The following is a 21839-nucleotide window of genomic DNA, read 5'->3' as shown; positions in this document are numbered from 1 at the left end:
CGGTCACGGTGACCGGCCCGCCCTTCTCATGGACCGGATCGGCCGTGTCGCCTGGCGGGACGCCGCGGCCGATCCGGAGGCTTCACGCCGGGTCGAGGGCCAGCGCGTCGAAGATGACGTTCGGGCTGAGGAACGTCTCTCCGCTGCTGCCGCTCACCACCGAGATCGACAGAGTGTTGCTGCCGGTCTTCAGGGCGCTCGCCGGGATCGTGAAGGTGTAGGTGGTGTTGATGCCGCGCCACGTGCCACGGGTGACGTTGCGCGAGTTCAGGTTCGCCGGAGCCGGTGAGGCCGACGCCGGGGAGGTGTAACCGCCGATCGCGACGGCCGGGCGCCCGCCGGCGAAGCTCGACGTGGTGGCGATGCGCAGCTTGACGCCGTTCGCCGGCACCGACGCGAGGGTGAAGTTCAGCGCCGCCGGTGAGTTGACCGACTTGAACTCGGCCATCGGGAACTTCGCCGCGCCGCCGCCGGTCGTGTAGCCGCTCGACTTCCACGCCGACATCCGCGAGTCCGACGGGTGCATCGTCTCGATCCGGTCGGCGTTCAGGAAGCCGGCCGGGGTGCCGTCGAACGTGCCCAGCTGGAAGAGTGTGCCGGCCGCCGGAACACTGCCGGTCATCGCCAGGGTGGTCGTCGCGCCGGCCGTCACGGTGATCGACTTGGTGGCGCCGACGGCCAGCTCACCGGCGTACAGGGTGGCGGTGTAGGTGCCCGGCTTCACGTGGCCGATCACGAACTTGCCCGACTTGACCTGGCCCCAGTACTGGCCGTTCGGCCCGGCCAGCGCGACCGTGGCGGTCAGCCCGTTCCAGGTGCCCGACGCGGTGCCGCTGACCCCGCCCCGCTGCGCGTTGGAGAGCATGCCGGGGATGAAGGACGCCAGGAAGTCCATGCTGCGGGCGGCGGGCGCCTCGCCGCCGGTGAGAGCGAGGGCGTACGGGCCGTGCAGGCCCAGCCGCAGCGCCTCGGTCTGCTGGTGTCCGCTGAACATGTAATGCGTGATGTTGACCGCGCTGCCGGTGTCGTTGACCTCGATGTCGCGGAAGAACGGGCCGCCCGAGGACATGTCGGTGTATGCGGGAAGGATGAACGCGCCGTGCCCGGACCCGCTCGCGCCGAACGGCTTCTGCGCGACGAGCCGCTGCGAGCTGTAGAACTTCGACGCGGTCTGCCCGGAGCCGTTGGCGAAGACGTCCGAACCCTCGACGGTGGTGCCGAAGCCACCCGTCTTCGCCGCGACCGGTGACGTGGTCAGCAGCGACGGCTTGAGCCGGGCGATGAAACGGGCCTCACCCGGGTTCAGCGCCTTGCTGATGTTGGTCGCCATGTAGACGGTGTTGTCGTTCTTGCGGGCGAAGTAGTACTGGGTCACGCCGATCGACGTGTTCGCCACACTCACCAGGATCGAGCTGCCGCCGTTGAAGGTCTTGCCGGTCACGGTCGCGGAGGACCACCCGGACTCGAACTGGCCGGCGGCTTGGCCGGACGCGGCGAGCTCGGTGCCGTCGTGCTTGAGCGAGATCATGTTGCCGTTGGTGCCGTTGATCGTGAACGCCAGCCCGGTGCCGGTGTCGAAACTGACGTTCGCCGCCGCGTTCGCCCAGGGCTGGCCGACACCCAGCAGGCCGGCGCCGAGCAGGACCGCTACGGAGGCGAGGCCCGCCGCCAGAGCCTTACGGCGCTTCCGCGAAGCGGGGCGACGGTGTGCGGGGTTGGACATGCGACCACCTATGCGAGTCGGGGGGACATGGCATAGGTGATCTCCGGACGGCAGAAGGTTGCTCGTCGTCGCGAAAAAATTTCTCGGGCCTGTTTGACACCCGATGGGAGCGCTCCCTAAATTGACGGCGCTCGCTACAGACCTTATCCGGGGGGTTAAAGAAGAAGGGCCGCGGTGGCCATGCCGCGGCCCTTCTTTGTGCGCCAGGACTGAGGAACCTGTCGATCTCCTTTGACCTCGGCCGGATGCCTTGTGCACCGTCACTCCAGTTGTCAACAATTCTGTTGCGAATCGGCGGGGGCCTCATCGCAAGGGAGAAGTGCGTGAAACTCAAGACTCGGTGGCGCGGGGTCGCCACCGTCGCCACGGCCGTCGCGCTGGTCGGCGCCGGGATCGCCACGGCCGACGCCGGAACGACCGGCAAGGACACCGGACCGGCCCGGACCACCGCGATCAAGGACCCGACCGGGGGCCGGACCGGACTACCCGGTCTCGTCAACGCGGCAAACGCATTTCTGGCTACGCTCAGTGACGATCAGAAGACGGAGGTGCTGCTGGAGTTCACCGAGGAGAACGCCACCGCCTGGTCCAACCTGCCCTGCGCCGGAACCTGCCGGCCCGGCATCGAACTCGGCAGCCTCACCGAGACGCAGCTCGCCGCGGCCGACGCCGTGCTCAAGGCCGCGGCCGGCACCGGCCGGGGCACCGGGTTCGACCAGATCGAGGACATCGTCGCGGCGGACGACATCCTGGCCGCCGACGCCGGCGGCAGCGTTCCCGGCGGAACACCGCCCTCCTCCGGCGCCTCCGCGGCGCCCGCACCGTCCGGGTCGGCCGGTGGCCCACCGCCCGGTGGCGGCATGGGGCTCACCTACGGCAGCGGCTACTACTACCTGGCATTCCTCGGCACGCCGTCGGTCGACGGCACCTGGCAGCTCGACTTCGGCGGGCACCACCTGGCCACCCACCTCACCTACATGAAGGGAAAGGCGGTCAGCGCCAGCCCGTTCTTCATCGGCGTGGAGCCGATCTCCTACACCGACGACTCCGGCGCCACCGTCGAGTCGATGAAGGCGCAGAAGACCGCGATGGCCGCGCTGACCGCGAGCCTCACCACGAAACAGCTGGCCACGGCCACGCTGGACCAGTCATTCGGGGACGTTCTCGTCGGGCCCGGCGAGGACGGGCAGTTCCCGGAGACGAAGGTCGGCATCGCGGTGAAGAGCCTCACGCCGAAGCAGAAGAAGCTGGTGCTGGCCGCGATCAAGCCGTGGGTGGCGAACGCCGACGACGCCACCACCCAGCAGCTGCTGAAGATCTACGAGAGGGAGCTGGACCAGACCTTCGTGGCCCTCTCCGGTGGGACCGCCCTCGACACTCACGGTGACTACGTTCGCATCGACGGGCCGAGCGTCTGGGTCGAGTTCATTGCCAGACAGGGGTCGTCTACTCCGACCAGATCCACTACCACACCGTCTACCGCGACCACACCCGCGACTACGGTGGCGAGTTCGACTTCTGACAGAGACGCGACCCGTCCCCGGCAGCCGGGGACGCCGGAGACCTGGAACCGGCCGGTGACGCTCATGCCGGAGCGTCCCCGGCCTTCTCGTGCCGGATTGTCACCGATCTTCTCAGGTGGCCGGCGCGCCGACCGGTCGAGAGCAGGCCGCCGGGCCGAGGTGTCGAGTGCGGGCCAACCGGTCGAGTGCGGGCCGCCGGGCCGAGGTGTCGAGTGCGGGCGGGCGGGCCGAGGTGTCGAGTGCGGGCCGCCGGCCGAGGTGTCGAGTGTGGGAGGGCGGGCCGACGTGTCGAGTGCGGCCGGTGGGCAGACGTCTTGAGAGCGGGCTGGCGACCCGAGGTGTCGAGTGCAGGCCGACGGGCCGACCCGGGCCGTCAGACCGACGTCTTGAGAGCGGCGGCGTGGCGTACTGCCGCCTCCACGGCGGCGCGTGGGCTGGTGAGCACCGGAAGGTCCGGCAGAAGGGCCGCCGCGCCCGCCATGCTGGCCTGGGCCAGCACGAACACGTCGGCGTCGGCCGCGATCGCCCGGATGTGCGCGGCGATCTCCGCGTCGTAGGCGGCCAGGTCACCGGCCTCGAAATGGCGCCAGGCCGTCAGGCAGGGGGAAGGAATCAGCGTCAGCGCCCGCCCAGCCGTTGCCGGAATGAGCGTCACCGCCCGCCCAGCAGCTGCCGGTATTTGCGTCGCTGGCTGCTCGGCGGTCGCCGGGATCGGCGTCGCTGGCTGCTCGGTGGTTGCTGGGGTTGGCGTCACCGCTTGCTCGGCCGTTGCCGGGATCGGCGTCACCGCTTGCTCGGCCGTTGCCGGGATCGGCGTCACCGCTTGCTCGGCCGTTGCCGGGATCGGCGTCGCCAGCCGTTCGGCGGTCGCCCGGATCAGCGCCATCGTCGGCTCCACCGTGGACTCGACGGTGGCGACGACCGCGATCCGGTCGCCCATGGCCACCGCGGCCTCGGCCATCGGCCGGTCCAGGCGCACCACCGGCACACCCGCGGGGGTCGCCTCCGCGTCGGCGCCGATCGTCGAGCACGTGCAGACGATCAGGTCTGCCCCGGCGGCGGCCAGCTCCCGGAGCCGCCCGGCCAGCCCGGGCGCCGAACCGGTGCGGCGGGCGTCGGCGAGCAGCGCCTCGTCGACCAGGTGCAGATCGGCGAGCCCCGGCGGGGCCAGCTCGGCGAAGAGCCCCCGGAACGTCGCGACGTGCACCTCGGCCGTGTGCAGGAAGCCGACCGTGGTCACTCGTGGATCACCCGTGCCTCTGCCACGCCGCGTGCCCGTGCCACCTGCGCCGCCTCCTCCTCGACCCGCGCGACCTGATCGCCGGTCAGCCCTTCGAACGTGGTGACGGTGAGGTCGACCCGCTTGCGCCCGGCCATCCGGGCTCGCCACACCCCGGTGATCTCGCCGTCGACGAGCAGCGCCCCCGGGTTGCCGAGGATGCGCCACACCTCCTTCTGCCGCTCCCGGCCGGGAACCAGCAGGTCACGGTCACGGGCCTGGAGCAGCGGGTCCATCGGGGGCAGCCAGCGCACCCCGCGTCGAGCCTCCGCCGACTCCAGCAGCGCGGTCGCCGACGACGGCAGCCAGGCCCGTCGACCCTCCACCCGGACCTCGGTGAGGCCCGCGGACGGCCACACCGCCTTGATCGCCGTGGGGCTGCTGCCCAGATATCGCGCCACCTCGGACGGCCCCGCCGGGCCGAGGAACCGCAGGTAGGTCTCGATCAGCCGGTCGACACCACGGTTGGCGCCGGGGATCGGTGGCGCGTCGGCGAGAGGGCCCAGCATCGCGTCACGGCCGCGGGAGAGCACCTCGACACCCCCGGCCAGGCCGGCGTGCTGCCAGACGTTGCCGGCGATGTGGCGGGCGGCGCAGCTCTTGCAGTCGTAGGTCAGCTCGGCCGGGACGCGGCGGCTGACCTCCGTGCTGGCCTCGCCGCGCGGCATGGGCGCGGCGAGCACCGCCTTGAACGCCTCCGCCGTCACGGTGAACGCCCGCACCCCGAGACCGCCGGCACCGGGGATCTGGCCGCTCTTGATCCGGGCCGCGGCGTCGTCGTCACCGACCGGCCACAGCTGTCCGGCGAGGTCGGGCAGGTCGGCGCGGCGATGCAGGTGCGGGGCGCCGCGGGCGGCCCACACGGTGGTCAGCCGGTCGTCGTCGAGGCCGGCGCCGGTCCGTGCGGCGAGGGCGACCCGGGTCGAGTCAGGTGTGTACTCCTGGACGCCGAGGTCGAGCACCGGCAGGTCGGCGGGCCGGTCACCGGAGCGGTCGGCCAGACCCTGGGCCACGATCCGGTACGCCATGACGCGCTCACGATCCACGTCGATCATCAGCCCCTCCTCAGCCCTCAGCGCCGACCGTACCGCCGGGCTGCGACATTTTTCCGGCGATCGTCCTGTGGACCGGAGCGGTTCTCCACGTACTCCCAGGTGTCCAGGGTGGCCGGCCCGTACGGCCCGCTCTGGTGCATGGGCGGCTCGGCCGCCGGACGGTATCCGCAGCGGCGTGCCACCGACGTGCTCGCGGTGTTGCCGCGGTCGATGCGCAGCAGCAGCCGCCGGAGCCCGATGGTGTCGAAGGCATAGGTGGTGAGCAGTGACAACGCCGCCGAGGCGAGACCCCGCCGCCGGTACGGCAACCCGATCAGATAGCCCAGCTCGGCCTCGTGCGCCTCCGGTGCGACGTTGAAGAGCAGCACCTCGCCGAGTGGCCGGCCGCCGTCGGTGGTGATCGCGAGCTGGATCCGGCTGCCCCCGATGCGGCCCTGCTGGGCCCGGCGCAGATAGGCGAGCCCGGCCTCGACGTCGAACGGTGACGGCATCAGCGTCCAGCGGGCGATGCCCGGCTCGTCGAGGAGGGCGACCAGGTCGTCGAGGTCCTCCCACCGCCATTCCCGCAGGACCACGCCGGTCCCCGTCAACCTCAGCGGGTAGGGCAGCGGGCTGACGGTCACCTGTCCAATCGTGCCGGTAAGACCAGCTTTGGTGCTAGTGGCGATCGACATGAAAGGCGTGCACGATTCCTTACCGTCCACCGGTCGGATCACGGACACCCTTTCGGGGTGCAAAATCGCATCATGTCCGCACCCATGCGTCCCGCCGTCGATCCGGGCCGCGACGCCGGCCGCGAGACCAGGGAGTTCCTCGGTTCCGGCCGGCAGCGGACGGCGAGCCGGAGGATGTCGATCTTCTGTGGACACTGATCCGGGCGTCGTCGCGTGCCTGTGGCCGGGCTCGGCCGTCAGCGGGCCGAAGCACCGGCACGTCCTCCACGCGATCGCTCAGAGGCGCTGAACGGTGATCTCCATCCCGGCCGCGCGCAGCCGCGTGACCAGGGCGTCCCCGATGGCTGTCGCCGGTGTGAGCACCCCACCCTCGACCTGCGGCAGCGCGTCGCCGTCGAAGGCGAGCGCGAGAGCGGACTCGCCGAGCATGACGGCCGTCGCGGCGTACCCCGGATCGCCCTTGGCCTTGACCCTCGCGCGATAGCGCGCCCCGGACGTGGTGGTGGTGAAGAGATCCATGGTGAAGTGCCCGTTGCGCTGGCGGTCCTCACTCGGGCCGGCGCCGGGCGCGGGCAGGAACCGGTCGAGCACGAACCGCAGCGGCGGCACGGCGAAGCCGATGACCAGGGCGTTCATCCCGGACTTGACGATCGTGGCGGCGAGTTTGCTCTTCACCCGCAGCACCTCGCGATAGCGGAAGCCGCGACCGTACGCCCAGCCGCGCAGCGCGTTGCTCCGGCGCACCACGCGGGTGTTGTAGGACGCCATCACGAACGGCGCGAGGTGCCCGCGGACGCTGGGGTCCACCTCGGACGCGGGGAGGGTGAGCATGTCGGGCTGGCGGCCGAGGTCCGGCTCGGCGCCGCGGTCCGGGCTCAGCGAGTACGGGCTGGCGCCGATCTTGCGCAGCCGGGTGTCCTTCCGCATCAGGTCGACCTGATGACGCATCGAGTCGATGGTGCCGCCGCTGATCCCGCCTCGCATGCTGCTCACCACCAGCGTGGTGTCGGTGAGCTCGCCGGCGCCGTCCCGGCTCACCTCTTCATGCAGGACGTGCACGCCGATATCGGACGGAATCGAATCGAAGCCGCAGGAGTGCACGATCCGTGCGCCGGTACGCCGGGCGGTCTCGTGGTTCTCGTCGATGCTGTCACGGGCGAAGAGCACCTCACCGGTGAGGTCCACGTAGTCGGTGCCGGTTTCGGCGCAGGCGTGGGCAAGTGCCTTGCCGTACTTCGCATACGGGCCGACGGTGGTCACCACGACACGCGTGCGAGCGGCCATCGTGGTCAGCGCCGCCGCGTCGTTGGCGTCGGCGATCACGACGGGCAGGCCCAGACCGAGACCCTCCAGTCTCGCCGCGGAGCGGCCGCCCAGCGCAAGGCGTGCGCCCTCCGGGGCGTGCTCGGCCAGATACCGCGCCACCAGCACGCCGACGAATCCGGAAGCGCCGTAGACGATCACGTCGAAGTCGCGCGGTGACTCGGTCATGGCTGCCGATTGTGCACCCTCGGTGGAGTGTCCGCACCTGTTGCGCCACGCCGAGATGCGCACGTTAGCCACACAAAGGAAGATCAAAGCGGCTAATTTGTGACGTACAACTCCATTGCCGCGTCTCGCATAACCAATCAGCAACGCGGCGAATCGACAGCCCGCAAGAGGCCGGGCACCGTTGGTCGGAAACGCCGAGTCCAGCCGCCGACCACGGTTCGACGAAACCCAAGGCATGGAGCGGGGGACCCAAGAGTTCCTCGGCGCTACGGCGCCTCGGGGTGAAGCCGCCACCGCGGCCGGGCACCTCTGCCCGAACCCGACAGCTGACCTCGTAGGCGTGGAGGACAAGCTCATGGCTCAGATCGGAAAACAACTCCATCGCGCGGTCGGCCTGATGGCCGCCGGTCTCGCCGGAACCGTGGCCCTGGCCGGGCCCGCGAAGGCGGACATCAACTGGGATGCGATCGCGCACTGCGAATCCGGGGGCAACTGGAGCATCAACACCGGAAACGGCTACTACGGGGGACTCCAGTTCAGCCGGAGCACCTGGCGGGCCTACGGCGGCACGAAGTACGCGTCGACCGCCAACCGGGCCACCAGGTCGGAGCAGATCCGCATCGCCGAGCGGGTGGTGCGCGGACAGGGGATCGGCGCGTGGCCCACGTGCGGGCGGCGGCACGCCTACTCGGCGGCGTCCCGCGGCGGTGTCCGCAAGGCGCACCGGGCGCACCGGTCCGGCAAGAGCTACGTGGTACGGCGAGGCGACACCCTGGCGCGGATCGCGGCGCGCCACGACGTACGGGGTGGGTGGCGAGCGCTTTACCGCATGAACTCGGATGTCCTGCGCAGCCCGCACCACCTGCGGGTGGGGCAGCGATTGAAGCTGTGAGAGTGGGCCCGGCGCGATTTGAACGCGCGACCTACCGCTTAGGAGGCGGTTGCTCTATCCACTGAGCTACGAGCCCGACGATGCTGAGGGTACCAGCCGGTGTTGCCCGGGTCGGTGCGGCCGACCCGGGCTCCGGTCAAAACTGTGGCTGATCAGGCCAGGTCGAACCGGTCCAGGTTCGCGACCTTGACCCACGCCGCGACGAAGTCGGTGACCAGCTTCTCCTTGGCGTCGTCGCTGGCGTAGACCTCGGCCTGCGCGCGCAGGATCGAGTTCGACCCGAAGATCAGGTCGGCGCGGGTGGCGGTCCACCTGACCGCGCCGGTCCGGCGGTCGCGGCCCTCGAAGGTCTCGCCGTCGGAGTCGGTGGCCGACCAGGTGGTGCCGAAGTCGAGCAGGTTGACGAAGAAGTCGTTCGTCAGCACGCCCGGGGTCTCGGTGAAGACGCCGTGCTGCGAGCCGGCGGTGTTCGCGCCCAGCACGCGCAGGCCGCCGACCAGCACGGTCAGCTCCGGCGCGGTCAGGGTGAGCAGCTGCGCCCGGTCCACCAGCAGCGCCTCGGTGGGGCGGTTGTGCCCCTTCGCGAGGTAGTTGCGGAAGCCGTCGTGGGTGGGCTCCAGCACCGCGAACGACTCGGCGTCGGTCTGCTCCTCGGTCGCGTCGGTACGACCCGGGGTGAACGGCACCTCGACGTCGAAACCGGCGTCCTTCGCGGCCTTCTCCACGGCGGCCGAGCCGGCCAGCACGATCAGGTCGGCGAGGGAGATCTTCGCGCCGCCGGCCGCGTCGAACTCGGCCTTGACGCCCTCCAGCACCCCGAGCACCCTGGCGAGCTGGGCCGGGTCGTTGGCCTCCCACTGGTTCTGCGGGGCCAGCCGGATCCGGGCGCCGTTCGCGCCACCGCGCTTGTCGGTGCCACGGAACGTCGAGGCCGACGCCCATGCGGTCGCGACCAGCTCGGCGACGGTCAGGCCGGAGGCCAGCACGGCGGCCTTGAGAGCGGCGACGTCCGCCGGGCCGACCAGCTCGTGGTCGACGGCGGGCAGCGGGTCCTGCCAGATCAGCGGCTCGGACGGCACCTCGGGGCCGAGGTAGCGGGCGATCGGGCCCATGTCACGGTGGGTCAGCTTGAACCAGGCCTTGGCGAAGGCCTTGCCGAACTCCTCCGGGTTGTCGTGGAACCGCTTCGAGATCGGGCCGTAGATCGGGTCGAACCGCAGCGCCAGGTCGGAGGTGAGCATCCGTGGCTCCTGCCGCTTCCCGGCGTCGAACGCGTGCGGCACCAGGTCGGAGCCGGCGCCGTTCTTCGGACGCCACTGGTGCGCGCCGGCCGGCGACCGGGTGAGCTCCCAGTCGTACGCGAAGAGGATGTGGAAGAACTCGTTGTCCCAGCGGGTCGGGTGGTAGGTCCAGGTGACCTCCAGGCCGCTGGTGATCGCGTCCGCGCCCACGCCGGTGCCGAAGCTGCTCTTCCAGCCGAGGCCCTGCTGCTCGATCGGGGCGGCCTCGGGCTCGGCGCCCACGTGCTCGGCCGGGCCGGCGCCGTGGGTCTTGCCGAAGGTGTGGCCGCCGGCGATCAGCGCCACGGTCTCCTCGTCGTTCATGCCCATCCGGCCGAACGTGTCCCGGATGTCCCGGGCCGAGGCCAGCGGGTCCGGGTTCCCGTTCGGGCCCTCCGGGTTGACGTAGATGAGGCCCATCTGCACGGCGCCGAGCGGCTTGGCCAGGTCACGGTCGCCGCTGTAGCGGTTGTCGCCCAGCCAGGTGTCCTCGGTGCCCCAGTTGACGTCCTCCGGCTCCCAGACGTCGGCGCGGCCGCCCCCGAAGCCGTACGTCTCGAAGCCCATGCTCTCCAGGGCCACGTTGCCGGCCAGGATCATCAGGTCGGCCCACGAGATGTTCTTGCCGTACTTCTTCTTGACCGGCCAGAGCAGCAGGCGGGCCTTGTCCAGGTTGCCGTTGTCCGGCCAGCTGTTCAGCGGCGCGAACCGCTGCTCGCCGCCGCCCGCGCCACCGCGGCCGTCGAAGGTCCGGTAGGTGCCGGCACTGTGCCACGCCATCCGGATCATGAGCGGGCCGTAGTGGCCGAAGTCGGCGGGCCACCAGTCCTGCGAGTCGGTCAGCAGCGCGGCGATGTCCGCCTTCACGGCCGCCAGGTCGAGGCTCCGGAAGGCCGCGGCGTAGTCGAAGTCGCCACCCAGCGGGTTGTGCGCCGGCGGGTTGTGGTGCAGCACACTCAGATCGAGCTGGTTGGGCCACCAGTCCCGGTTCGTCCGGCCCCCGTGGGATCCGGAGCCGCCGTGCGCGACGGGGCACTTTCCTTGTGCGGCCTGGTGCTCCAGTCGTTCCTGAGCGGCGAGTTCGTCTGCCACGAAGTCCTCCGGGTAGCGAGCGATCAGTTCGGGCAGCAGTCTCACCGCTTTTCTGGAATGAGTCAAGAAAAGGCCATCTTTCCCACGGGTGGCTATCGTGACTGCCGGGTCGGCGACGATGGGCGAAGGAGGTAACAGAGCGTGCGCGTACTGGTGGCTGACGACGAACGGATACTCGCGGACACGGTGGCGGACGGCTTGCGCCAGTTCGCCATGGCCGTCGACGTGGTCTACGACGGTGACAGCGCGTTGGAGAAGATCAGCGTGCATCGGTACGACGTGGCGATCCTCGATCGCGACATGCCGGGCATCACCGGCGACGAGGTGTGCACCCGGGTCGTGGACTCGGGGCTGGACACGCGACTGCTCCTGCTCACCGCGGCGGCCGGGATCCGGGACCGGGTCGAGGGCCTCGGCCTGGGCGCCGACGACTACATGACCAAGCCGTTCGCCTTCGCCGAGCTGGTGGCACGGGTGCAGGCGCTGGCCCGGCGCTCCACGACCCGGCTGAAACCGGTGCTGGAGCAGGACGGTGTGGTGCTCGACACGGTCCGGCACTTCGCGTCGCGTGACGGCCTGACGCTCAACCTCACGCCGAAGGAGTTCGCCGTCCTGCGTGTGCTGCTCCGTGCCGGCGGGCAGGTGGTCAGCGCCGAGGAGCTGCTCGAACAGGCCTGGGACGAAAACGCCGATCCGTTCACCAACTCGGTACGGGTGACGATCATGACGCTGCGCAAGAAGCTCGGCGAGCCGCCCGTCATCCACACCGTGCCGCGGGTGGGCTACCGGCTGGGGCGGTGACGGGTGCTCGCGCCGAGCCGGCGTGTGCTGCTGATCGGCGGGCTGGCCTTCCTGGCCGGGGTCGCCGCGCCCACTCTGCTGCGGCTGCTCTACTCCTGGCTGCGTCTGCTCGGCCTGGTGATCTGCGGCCCGGCCGAGGAGCGCGGCGACATCTGCCGGGCCATCGCCGGCAACCAGAGCTGGCAGGTGCTGCTGGCGCTCCTGGTCACCCTGGCCGGGCTGCTGCTGATCGCGCGGGTCGGCGTCCGCTGGGCCCTCGACCCGTTCCGCCGCCTGGTTCCGGCCATCGCCAGCGTCGGCCCGCAGAACCTCGGCTACCGCATCAACGCCGGTGCGGGCCGGGAGGAGATCACCGAGCTGTCCCGGGCGATCGACGCGATGATGGACCGCATCGTCACCGGCTACGAGGCGCAGCGGCACTTCGCGGCCAACGCGGCGCACGAGTTGCGTACCCCGCTCGCCGTGCAGCGCACCCTGATCGAGGTCGGGCTCGGCCGGGCCACCACACCGGACAAACTGGAGCTGCTGACGGCGCAGCTACTGGCCACCAACGAGCGCAACGAGCGCCTCATCGAGGGGCTGCTGGTGCTCAGCGAGTGCGACCGGGGCCTGGCCGCGCGCGTGCCGGTGCGTCTCGACACGGTGGTCGGCACGGTCCTCGACGACTACGAGGCGCGGGCCGCCGAGGCCGGGGTGACGATCACCCGCCGGCTCGCCGAGCGGACCGTCCGGGGTGAGCGCGTGCTGCTCGAACGCCTGGTCAACAACCTCGTGCAGAACGCCATCAAGTACAACCGGGCGGGCGGCACGATCACCGTCGAGGTCGGCGCGCGACCGGCCCTGGCCATAGCCAACACCGGTGACGACGTGCCACCGGACGCGGTGGTCGGCCTCTTCGAGCCGTTCCGCCGGTTGTCCGGCACCCGGATCGACCACAGCGGCGGCGCGGGTCTCGGCCTGGCCATCGTGCGGGCGATCACCCGGGCTCACGACGGGGTGATCTCGGCACACTCCACCGGCAAGGACGGGCTGCGGGTGGAGGTCTCGTTCGGCGACTCGACCGAGTAGTGGACCCGGGGCACCCGCGTGCCGATGCCGGTCAGGATCTCGTGCGCGTTGGTGTCCACCCACTCGGCCCACTCGCCGACCGTCGGCTCGCCGCCCGCGCCGCTACCGAAGATCACCACCCGATCGCCGGGCACCACCGGGCTGTCGCCGACGTCGACCACCACCTGGTCCATCGCCACCCGGCCGACGATCGGGCAGCGGACCCCGCCGATCGACACCGAGGCCCGGCCGCCGATGCCGCGCGGCACCCCGTCGGCGTAGCCGGCCGGCACCAGAGCCAGGGTCGTCTCGCGGTCGGTGTAGAAGTCGGGGCCGTAGGAAACCCCGGTGCCCGGGCCGACCCGTTTGGTCAGGATGACCGTGGACTCCAGCGTCATGGCGGGACGCAGGCCGAACACCCGGCCCGGCACCGGCTCGGCGCCGTAGAGGGCGATTCCGGGGCGTACCAGATCGAAATGGGTCTCCGGAAGCTGCAGCACCGCCGCCGAGTTGGCCAGATGGATCAACGGTGACTCGACGCCCGCCTCGCGGGCCGCGGCCCGCGCCAGGCCGAAGGCCTCCAGCTGCCGCCCCAGCCCCGGGTCGGAGGGGTCCTCGGCATGGGCCAGATGCGACCAGACCGCGCGGATCTCCAGCAGCCCGGCGTCGCGCAGCTTGACCGCGGCGGCCAGCAGATCCGGCCACTCCGCGGCGGTCGCGCCGCCGCGGGACAGACCGGTGTCGGCCTTCAGGTGCACCGCCGCGGTCCGGCCGGTGCGCTGCGCCGCCCCGGCCAGGGTCTCCAGCGCGGTGGTGGACGACGCCGACACGTCGATGCCGCCCAGCACCGCGTCGTCCAGCTCCTCGAACGGGGCGTACAGCCACATCAGGATCGGCGCGGTGATGCCCGCCGACCGCAGCTCCAGCGCCTCCCGCAGGGACGTGACGCCCAGCCAGGAGGCGCCGGAGGCCAGCGCCGTCCGGGCCACCGGGACGGCGCCGTGGCCGAATCCGTCGGCCTTGACCACGGCCATCACGCCCGATCCGTTCGCGGCACGGGCCAGAAGCCGGGTGTTGTGCGCGATCGCGTCCAGGTCGATCAGCGCCCGGGTCATGGCCGCCGCGGTCACGATCGGCGCGCGCCGGCTGCGAGCGCGGTGGTGAACAGGCGGTCGAGCAACTCCGGGTACTCGATGCCGGCGGCCCGCCACATCTGCGGGAACTGCGACAGCTCGGTGAACCCGGGCAGCGTGTTGACCTCGTTGAGCACCGGCACGGCCCGGCCGTCGATCTCGGCCAGGAAGAAGTCGGCGCGCAGCAGGCCGGCACAGCCCAGCGCCCGGAAGGCCCGGCGGGCGGCGTCGGAGAGCAGCTCCAGGTGGGCGGGGTCGAGCTCGGCCGGGATGCGGAACTCCACCATGCCGGACGTGTACTTGGCGTCGAAGTCGAAGAAGCCCTCCTCGGACTTCAGGTTGATCTCCAGCGCCGGGCCGACCTCGATCGAGCCGTCCGGGTTCTGCAGCACCGAGAGGTCCACCTCGCGGCCCACCACCGCCACCTCGATCAGCACCTTCGTGTCGTGCTCGCGGGCGTGCCGGACGGCGCGCGGCAGATCCGCCCAGTCGTCGACGCGGGAGACACCGACGCTGGAGCCGCTGCACGACGGCTTCACGAAGACCGGCAGGCCGAGGCGCGCCTTGTCCTCGGGGCTGATGTCCTCGTCGTCACCCTCGCGGAGCACCACACCGTCGGCCACCGCGATGCCCTCGGCCGCGACGATCTTCTTGGTGAACTCCTTGTCCATCGACGCGGCGCTGGCCAGGACGCCGCTGCCGACGTACGGCACCCCGGCCAGGTCGAGCAGTGCCTGGATGGTGCCGTCCTCGCCGTACGGGCCGTGCATGACCGGGAACGCGGCGTCGACGGACTTCAGGGCTTCCAGGGCTTCGGTGAGACTGCCGATCGGTGACCTGTCGTCGGCCGGACGGCCCGCGCCGGAGACGATGGCGTCGGCGGTGTCCGGGCCGGTGTCGACGCCGACCTGCCAGCGGCCGTCCCGGGCGATCCGGATCGGGGTGACCACGTAGCGTGACCGGTCCAGGAAGCGGAACACCGATGCGGCCGAGCGGCAGGAGACCTCGTGCTCCGCGCTCTGACCTCCGAAGATCACCGCGACCCGTACCTTGGAACTCTGCATCCGGACATCTTCTGATCTAGGGCGTCCGGTGATCGTCAGCGATGTCCTTATGGTTTCTTTATATCGGGCATATTTCCCTCACTCTCCGTAAGGTGTCGACCTCGCCGTGATGCCGGCGAACCGCCCGCCTGCCGTTATCCGCGTAATCTCCCCGTAACACGGCGACGACGGCGGAATGAGGGCGGCAATTCCGGCCATCCGCCGTTTCCGTAGTTCGCGGAACAAGGCGGACCTATCCCGGCGGCGGCGGGCTGGTTGCGCTGGTGGCTGTGGTTCGCCGGGTTCTCCGAGGCCACTCAGGACGAGCTTTCCGTACCGTGAAGTAGGGTCTACGATTCGGCGACTGTACAAACGCGAACAATGAACGCCCGGAAAAACCTTGATCAACAGGGTTGTCCATTGCCCTTCCGTTACCTGATCGAGCTTTTTTCGTCACCATCGATACCTACGCTCCGGCGGATCTACTTCGTTCGGAGGGTCAACCTCGATGCGTTCCTATATACGCAGCGTGGGTGCCGCCGGACGGTCTCTCCCGGTACCGAGTCCTGCGGGGCTTCGTGCGCTGGGTGCTGCCGTCATGGCGACCGCGCTTGGTCTCAGCCTCACCGGTCCGGTGGCCGCAGCCACCGACGCGCCGTTCATCAGCGAGATCCACTACGACAACACGGGCACCGACAGCGGTGAGGCCGTCGAGATCGAAGCCCCGGTCGGCTACGACCTGAGCGACTGGCAGCTGTACCTCTACAACGGCAGCAACAACAAGGTCTACACCCCGACCTACACGCTCAGCGGGGTCGTTCCGGCGTCCGGTGTGGTCGTGCAGAACTACGCCGCGAACGGCGTCCAGAACGGCGCGCCGGACGCGATCGCGCTGGTGAAGCCGGACGGCACGGTCGCCGAATTCCTCAGCTACGAGGGTGTGATCACCGCCGCCGACGGCCCGGCTCTCGGCCGGACCAGCGTCGACATCGAAGTGTCCGAGCCGGACACCACCCCGGTCGGCCAGTCGCTGCAGAAGATCGACGGCGTCTGGAAGGCCCCGGCCGCCAATACCTTCGGGACGCTCAACACCGCGGTGACGCCGGAGGACCCGGACCCCGAGGACCCGGGCGCCGGCTGCGACACCACTGTCACCCACACCATCGCGCAGGTTCAGGGCACCGGCGCCGCGACCGGCCTGGCCGGCTCCGTGGTGACCGTCGAGGGCGTGGTGACCGCCGACCACCGCACCGGTGGCTACAACGGCATCTACATCCAGACCGCGGGCACCGGTGGCGACCGTCCGGTCGTCGCGGGCGCCGCCTCGGACGGCATCTTCGTCTACCTGACCGCCACCGCCGCCAACCACCCGACGGTGGCGATCGGCGACGTGGTCCGGGTGACCGGCACGGTCAGCGAGTACAACGCGCTGACCCAGATCACCATCGGCGCCAAGTCCGACGTGCAGGTCTGCTCGACCGGCGCCGCCCTGCCCGCGCCGGTTCCGCTGGCCCTGCCGCTGAGCGACGAGGCCCGGGAGTCCGCCGAGGGCATGCTGGTCGCCCCGGTCGGCGCGTACACCGTCTCGGACGTCTACAACACCAACCGGTACGGCGAGGTCATCCTGGCCGCCGGCAGTGTCCCGGCCCGGATCCCGACCGACATCGCCCGCCCCGGCAGCGACGCCGCGAACGCGCAGAAGGCCGCCAACAAGGCCGGCCGCATCCTGCTCGACGACGCCAGGACGACGAACCTGGCATCGGCCGGCCTGCCCCCGACCTACATCACCAAGGACGAGCCGCTGCGTGTCGGCGACACCGTCGAGAAGTTCGGCGCCGGCGTCCTGAGCTACGGCTTCAGCGAGTGGCGGCTCCAGCCGGCCACCCCGGTCGACGCGAACACCCCGGCGGTCTCCCGGACCACCTTCAAGGCGTCCAACCCGCGGACCGCCGCTCCGGCCGAGGTCGGCGGCGACATCCGGGTCGCCAGCTTCAACGTGCTGAACTACTTCGTCCACTTCGGTGGCGACGCGCGCGGCGCTGCCGACGAGGCGGCCAAGGAGAAGCAGGAAGCGAAGATCGTCTCGGCGATCAGCGCCCTGGACGCCGACGTGGTCGCGCTCATGGAGATCGAGAACTCGGTCCGCTTCGAGAACGTCGAGACGCAGCTGGCGCTCAAGACGCTGGTCGGCGAACTCAACGCGGTCGACGGCGCGGGCACCTGGGACTACGTCCGGTCGCCGGCCGAGCTGCCGACGCCGGCCGAGCAGGACGTCATCACCAGCGCGATCATCTACAAGCCGGCGAAGGCCACGCCGAAGGGCGCGTCGAAGTCGATCAACGACGAGACGGTCTGGGGCAACGCCCGCGAGCCGATCGCGCAGACCTTCCACTCCGGCGCCATCGACTTCACCGTGGTGGCCAACCACTTCAAGTCGAAGAGCACCTCGGTCACGCCGACCGGCGACAACGTCGACACCGGTGACGGGCAGGGCGCGTACAACGGCGACCGGAAGCGCCAGGCGGCGTCGCTGGCCACCTTCGTCGAGGGTCTCGGCACCGACAAGGTGATCCTGCTCGGCGACTTCAACTCGTACGGCCAGGAGGACCCGCTCCAGGTCCTGTACGACAAGGGCTACACCGACGCGCACGCCACGCACGCGCCGGACAAGTCCTCGTACGTCTTCGGCGGCGAGTCCGGCTCGCTGGACCACGCGCTGGTCACCGGCGAGTTCGCGAAGCGGATCACCGGCGTCGACATCTGGAACATCAACTCGGTCGAGTCGTTCGCCTTCGAGTACGACGGCTACGCGCCGTTCTACGAGAGTGGGCCGTTCCGGTCCAGCGATCACGACCCGGTGGTCGTCGGACTGGAGACCGGCCTGACCGCGCCGGTCAACCTGCAGTTGCTGAACATCAACGACTTCCACGGCCGGCTCGAGCCGCCCAACAGCAACGCACCGTTGGTGGGTGGCGCCGCACAGCTCGTCGGCCTGGTCGACCAGCTGCGGGCGGAGAACCCGAACACCGCGTGGATCTCGGCCGGTGACAACATCGGCGCGTCCACGTTCATCTCCGCGATCGACAAGGACAACCCGACGATCGATGCGCTGAACGCCGGTGGCCTGGCCGTCTCGGCGGTCGGCAACCACGAGTTCGACCAGGGCTTCGCCGATCTGGCCGGACGGGTGAGCGACCGGGCGGACTTCCCGCTGCTGGGCGCGAACGTCTACACCAAGGCGGACGGCAAGCGTGCGCTGCCCGCCTACCACGTGCAGAACCTCGGTGGGGTCCGGGTCGGTTACATCGGCGTCGTCACCGCGCAGACCACGACCCTGGTCAACCCGGACGGCATCCGCGACCTCGAGTTCCGCGACCCGGCCGCCGAGGCGAACCTCCTGGCCGCGCAGCTCTCCGACGGCAACGAGGCCAACGGCGAGGCCGACGTCCTGGTGCTCCTCGCCCACGAGGGTGCCGACAGCAACAGCATCACCTCGGCCGAGGCACTGCAGGCCGACCCGGCTTTCGGGCCGTTGACCAAGGTGAGCGCCGAGATCGACGCCATCGTCAGTGGCCACACCCACCAGCCGTACGCCTTCCAGGTGCCGGTTCCGGGCGTGCCCGGCAAGACCCGTCCGGTCGTCCAGGCCGAGGATTACGGCGAAAAGCTGGGCAAGATCGGCCTGACCTACGACCCCGCGTCCGGTGAGGTCACCTCGTCCACCGTCGAACTGCTCACGGTGACCGGCTACCCGTCGAACACCACGGTCGCCGGCATCGTCGCGGCGGCCAAGACGAACGCTGCCGAACTCGGCAAGGCGGAGCTGGGCAAGATCACCGGGGACATCCTCCGGGCGTACGACGGCACCGTGGAGAACCGGGGCGCCGAGTCGGTCCTCGGCAACTTCATCGCCGACGTGCAGCTGGACCAGACCAAGGACGCCGGTCGTGGCGGCGCACAGATCGCCTTCATGAACGCGGGTGGTCTGCGGGCCGACCTGAAGTACGGCACCGACGGCACGGTCACCTACTCGCAGGCGTTCGCGGTGCAGCCGTTCTCCAACGACGTGGTGACCCGTACCCTCAAGGGCTCGGCGATCAAGGCGGCGCTGGAGGAGCAGTGGCAGCCGGATGGTGCGAACCGTAAATACCTGCACCTGGGCGTCTCGAAGGGCTTCACCTACTCCTTCGACGCGAGCCAGCCCCGGGGTAAGCGGATCATCGCCTCGTCGATCAAGCTGAACGGGGTCACCATCGACCCGGACGGCGACTACCGGGTGACGACCAACTCGTTCCTCGCGGCCGGCGGCGACAACTTCCCGTCCCTGGTCAGCAAGGTCGGCGTGGTCACCACCGGGGACAACGACCTGACCATGCTGGTGAACTACTTTGCCAAGAACACCCCGATCACCGCGGACACCAAGTTCCGGACCAGCCCGGGTGTGCTGGACGGCACCGCCCCGACCGGCGCCTACGCCCTGAACGCCACGGCGATCTGGGCCGGCCAGGCGGTGACGCTGACCGAGACCGCGCTCGACGACGACGTCAGCGACAACGCGAAGATCACCCGGGTGGTCGACTGGGGCGACGGCAGCACGGCCGAGACCCTGGCCGCGGGCAGCACCACCGCGGCGCACACCTACGCGGCCGCGGGCAGTTACCAGGTCACCGTCAAGCTGACCGACGAGGCCGGCAACAGCGGCCCGGCCACCCTGTCGGCGTCCACCGTCGTGGTGACGGCGCAGACCGGCTCGTTCAGCCTCGACAAGAAGTCGATCTGGGTCTCGCAGTCGGCCATCCTGAGGGGCAGCGGGGTTCCCGGCGCCACCCAGCTCACGATCAGCTGGGGCGACGGGGCCACGACCCGGACCTCCGCGAACAACGTCCAGGTGCAGCACGCCTACACCAAGGCGGGCCGGTTCACCGTGACGGTCACCCCGGCGAACGCCGCCGGTGCGGGCAAGCCGATCCAGGTCGGTGTCGTCGACGTCGCCAAGGACGTCTACAAGCCGACCGTCCGGGTGAACACGCCGTGGTTCAAGGAGTTCCGCTGGGCTTGGAAGCACATCGGCGGCACGGCGTCCGACAAGGGTGTCGGCGTCGCGTCGGTGAAGGTCAAGCTGGTCCAGGAGCGTTCCGGCAAGTGGTACTACTACTCCGCCGGGAAGTGGACCAAGGCCACGTCGAAGCAGGCCGCGTCGGCCAAGGCCGCGACGCTGGTCGTCACGCCGGATGCCGCGGGCAACTGGCGGACGGCGATCAGCGGCATCGACCGGGGTGCGCTGCAGATCAGCTACTGGGCCGTTGACAAGGCGGGCAACAGCTCCACCGCCGCCTACTACAACGTCCGGATCACCAGGTAACACCTGATCGAGAGGGCCCCCACCGGACGGTGGGGGCCCTTTTCGTGCTTATTCAAATCAATACAGTCCATTGACGTACGTTGACTCGCGACCTCCCGGCCAGCCAGGCTATGACCCACATCTCCCATAGACTGGAGGGGTTACCTCATGCTCGCCAAGAGAGCCGGCGCGGTGCTGCTCAGCACGCTCGCCGTGACCGCCGTCGGCGCTGCCGCACCCGCGGCAGCCAGTGCCGCCACGACCGACTCCGTGCTCGCCTGGTATGACACGACGGCCGCCGCCGTGGCCGCGGGCGGCGCCACCACTCAGGTCACCAACAGCCGGACGTGGGCGATCGGCTGGCTGGCCGCCGCCCGGGCGCAGAACGGTCCGCACTCCACCGCCTACCGTCGCGCCGCTCTCGCCGGCGCCGTGCACCAGACCCTGATCACGCTCATCCCGGCCCAGGCCGCGGCGGCCGACGCCGCGCTCGCCGCCGACCTCGCCACCATCCCGGACGGGCGGGCCGAGACCGAGGGCCTGGCCGCCGGCCGGAAGGAGGCGACCGACCTGCTCGCCGAGCGGGCCGACGACGGGCTCGACCCGGCGTCGGTCAACGCGCCGTACACGGTGCCGGCCGCGGCGCCCGGGATCTGGCAGCCCACCCCGCCCGCCTACGCCCCGGCCACCCAGTACGGCAACCGGGTGGCCCGCCCGTTCGCGCTGCGCAGCGCCGGCCAGTACCGTCCGGCCCCGCCACCGGCCCTCGACTCGGCCCGCTACCGGCGTGACATCGCCGAGGTGAAGGCGTACGGCGCGGTGGACAGCACGGTCCGCACCCAGGCGCAGACCGACACCGCGACGTTCTGGCTCGGCTCGTCGTTCGTCCTCTACACGCCGATCCTGCGAGCCGCCGTCGAGCAGTCGCGAGGCTCCCTGGCCGACCGGATCCGGCTGGTCGCACTCTTCCACGTGGCCTCGGTCGACACCCAGATCGCCACCTCCGACGCCAAGTACGCCTACCAGCTCTGGCGCCCGGTCACCGCGATCCGGGCCGGTGGTGACGCGGACTGGCTGCCGTTGCACGCCACGCCGGCGCACCCGGACTACCCGAGCGGGCACAACACCTACTCCGGCTCGGCCGAGCAGATCCTGACCGCGCTGTTCGGGCCGCGGGCGCGGAGCCCGTACACGATCCCGAGCCCGTCGGCGCCCGGCGTGACCCGCACCTACACCGACTGGCACGTGCCGAGCCTGGAGAACGTGGACGCCCGGGTCTGGTCCGGCATCCACAGCCGCTCGGCCGACGAGGCGGGCATCGCTCTCGGTAAGGCCGTGGCTGCGCACACCCTCCGGAACGCCGGAAGACTATTGGCCGGATAACGCTTTCGCCACGCAGACGGCCGGCACCCTCGCGCCGGCCGTACCACCTGCCGTAACCGGTACGTCGACCACCGGCTGGAGG

The 21839-nt window shown here is 70.5% G+C and carries 15 protein-coding genes, 1 tRNA gene and 1 riboswitch; of the genes, 7 read left to right on the top strand and 9 right to left on the bottom strand.

Annotated features, from left to right (window positions below; genetic code table 11):
- Positions 1 to 82: 82 nt before the first annotated feature.
- Positions 83 to 1723: a rhamnogalacturonan lyase B N-terminal domain-containing protein gene (locus BM290_RS28145; protein WP_093618867.1), complete on the bottom strand. Its 1641-nt coding sequence runs from the start codon at positions 1721 to 1723 to the stop codon at positions 83 to 85.
- Between the two features lie 323 nt (positions 1724 to 2046).
- On the opposite strand from BM290_RS28145, the gene BM290_RS28140 reads away from it, so the two are divergent.
- Positions 2047 to 3564, top strand: coding sequence for a DUF3500 domain-containing protein (locus BM290_RS28140; protein ID WP_203779496.1), 1518 nt, complete (start codon positions 2047 to 2049; stop codon positions 3562 to 3564).
- A gap of 55 nt (positions 3565 to 3619) precedes the next feature.
- On the opposite strand, the gene BM290_RS28135 is transcribed toward BM290_RS28140, so the two are convergent.
- Genes BM290_RS28135 through BM290_RS28125 form a run of 3 tightly spaced genes read right to left on the bottom strand, consistent with a single transcriptional unit; the run spans position 3620 to position 6203 of the window.
- Complete coding sequence (locus tag BM290_RS28135; RefSeq protein WP_093618865.1) at positions 3620 to 4486, bottom strand: aspartate/glutamate racemase family protein; 867 nt, start codon at positions 4484 to 4486, stop codon at positions 3620 to 3622.
- Positions 4483 to 5580, bottom strand: coding sequence for a DNA glycosylase AlkZ-like family protein (locus BM290_RS28130; protein ID WP_093618864.1), 1098 nt, complete (start codon positions 5578 to 5580; stop codon positions 4483 to 4485). Before BM290_RS28130 ends, BM290_RS28135 begins: the two co-directional genes overlap by 4 nt.
- A gap of 17 nt (positions 5581 to 5597) precedes the next feature.
- Positions 5598 to 6203: a GNAT family N-acetyltransferase gene (locus tag BM290_RS28125; protein ID WP_093618863.1), complete on the bottom strand. Its 606-nt coding sequence runs from the start codon at positions 6201 to 6203 to the stop codon at positions 5598 to 5600.
- A 123-nt stretch (positions 6204 to 6326) separates the two neighbouring features.
- Here BM290_RS28125 and BM290_RS50790 point away from each other — a divergent pair, with 123 nt between their 5' ends.
- Positions 6327 to 6452 (top strand): hypothetical protein, encoded by a 126-nt coding sequence (locus BM290_RS50790; protein ID WP_275413297.1) that lies wholly within the window; start codon positions 6327 to 6329, stop codon positions 6450 to 6452.
- A gap of 78 nt (positions 6453 to 6530) precedes the next feature.
- Here the strand turns inward: BM290_RS50790 and BM290_RS28120 are convergent, their stop codons facing one another.
- Positions 6531 to 7745: a saccharopine dehydrogenase family protein gene (locus BM290_RS28120; protein ID WP_093618862.1), complete on the bottom strand. Its 1215-nt coding sequence runs from the start codon at positions 7743 to 7745 to the stop codon at positions 6531 to 6533.
- 209 nt (positions 7746 to 7954) lie between these two features.
- Positions 7955 to 8101: riboswitch (cyclic di-AMP (ydaO/yuaA leader) on the top strand.
- Between BM290_RS28120 and BM290_RS28115 the strand changes: the two genes are divergently transcribed.
- Positions 8101 to 8637 carry a LysM peptidoglycan-binding domain-containing protein gene (locus BM290_RS28115; RefSeq protein ID WP_093618951.1) on the top strand — a complete coding sequence of 179 codons (537 nt, stop codon included), beginning with the start codon at positions 8101 to 8103 and terminating at the stop codon, positions 8635 to 8637. It overlaps the preceding riboswitch by 1 nt.
- Before the next feature lie 3 nt (positions 8638 to 8640).
- On the opposite strand, the gene BM290_RS28110 is transcribed toward BM290_RS28115, so the two are convergent.
- Both BM290_RS28110 and katG read right to left on the bottom strand, forming a co-directional pair.
- Positions 8641 to 8713: transfer RNA gene (locus BM290_RS28110), tRNA-Arg, on the bottom strand.
- Between the two features lie 76 nt (positions 8714 to 8789).
- Complete coding sequence (gene katG / locus BM290_RS28105) at positions 8790 to 11009, bottom strand: catalase/peroxidase HPI (protein WP_093618950.1); 2220 nt, start codon at positions 11007 to 11009, stop codon at positions 8790 to 8792.
- A 141-nt stretch (positions 11010 to 11150) separates the two neighbouring features.
- Between katG and BM290_RS28100 the strand changes: the two genes are divergently transcribed.
- Both BM290_RS28100 and BM290_RS28095 read left to right on the top strand, forming a co-directional pair.
- Positions 11151 to 11810: a response regulator transcription factor gene (locus BM290_RS28100; RefSeq protein WP_093618861.1), complete on the top strand. Its 660-nt coding sequence runs from the start codon at positions 11151 to 11153 to the stop codon at positions 11808 to 11810.
- 3 nt (positions 11811 to 11813) lie between these two features.
- Positions 11814 to 12878, top strand: coding sequence for a sensor histidine kinase (locus tag BM290_RS28095; protein WP_093618860.1), 1065 nt, complete (start codon positions 11814 to 11816; stop codon positions 12876 to 12878).
- Here BM290_RS28095 and alr read toward each other — a convergent pair.
- Both alr and BM290_RS28085 read right to left on the bottom strand, forming a co-directional pair.
- Positions 12797 to 13972, bottom strand: coding sequence for an alanine racemase (gene alr / locus BM290_RS28090; RefSeq protein ID WP_093618949.1), 1176 nt, complete (start codon positions 13970 to 13972; stop codon positions 12797 to 12799). The genes BM290_RS28095 and alr overlap by 82 nt on opposite strands.
- An 11-nt stretch (positions 13973 to 13983) precedes the next feature.
- The gene (locus BM290_RS28085; RefSeq protein WP_093618859.1) at positions 13984 to 15054 is read right to left on the bottom strand and encodes a D-alanine--D-alanine ligase family protein; all 1071 of its coding nucleotides are present in this window, start codon (positions 15052 to 15054) and stop codon (positions 13984 to 13986) included.
- Positions 15055 to 15631: 577 nt separating this feature from the next.
- On the opposite strand from BM290_RS28085, the gene BM290_RS28080 reads away from it, so the two are divergent.
- The gene (locus BM290_RS28080; protein WP_239143691.1) at positions 15632 to 20395 is read left to right on the top strand and encodes an ExeM/NucH family extracellular endonuclease; all 4764 of its coding nucleotides are present in this window, start codon (positions 15632 to 15634) and stop codon (positions 20393 to 20395) included.
- Positions 20396 to 20542: 147 nt separating this feature from the next.
- Complete coding sequence (locus BM290_RS28075; RefSeq protein WP_093618857.1) at positions 20543 to 21757, top strand: vanadium-dependent haloperoxidase; 1215 nt, start codon at positions 20543 to 20545, stop codon at positions 21755 to 21757.
- The last annotated feature ends 82 nt before the right edge of the window (positions 21758 to 21839 follow it).

The sequence above is a fragment of the Actinoplanes philippinensis genome (assembly GCF_900113015.1).
Classification (GTDB): Bacteria; Actinomycetota; Actinomycetes; order Mycobacteriales; family Micromonosporaceae; genus Actinoplanes; species Actinoplanes philippinensis.
This window is presented reverse-complemented; position numbering and strand designations above follow the sequence as displayed.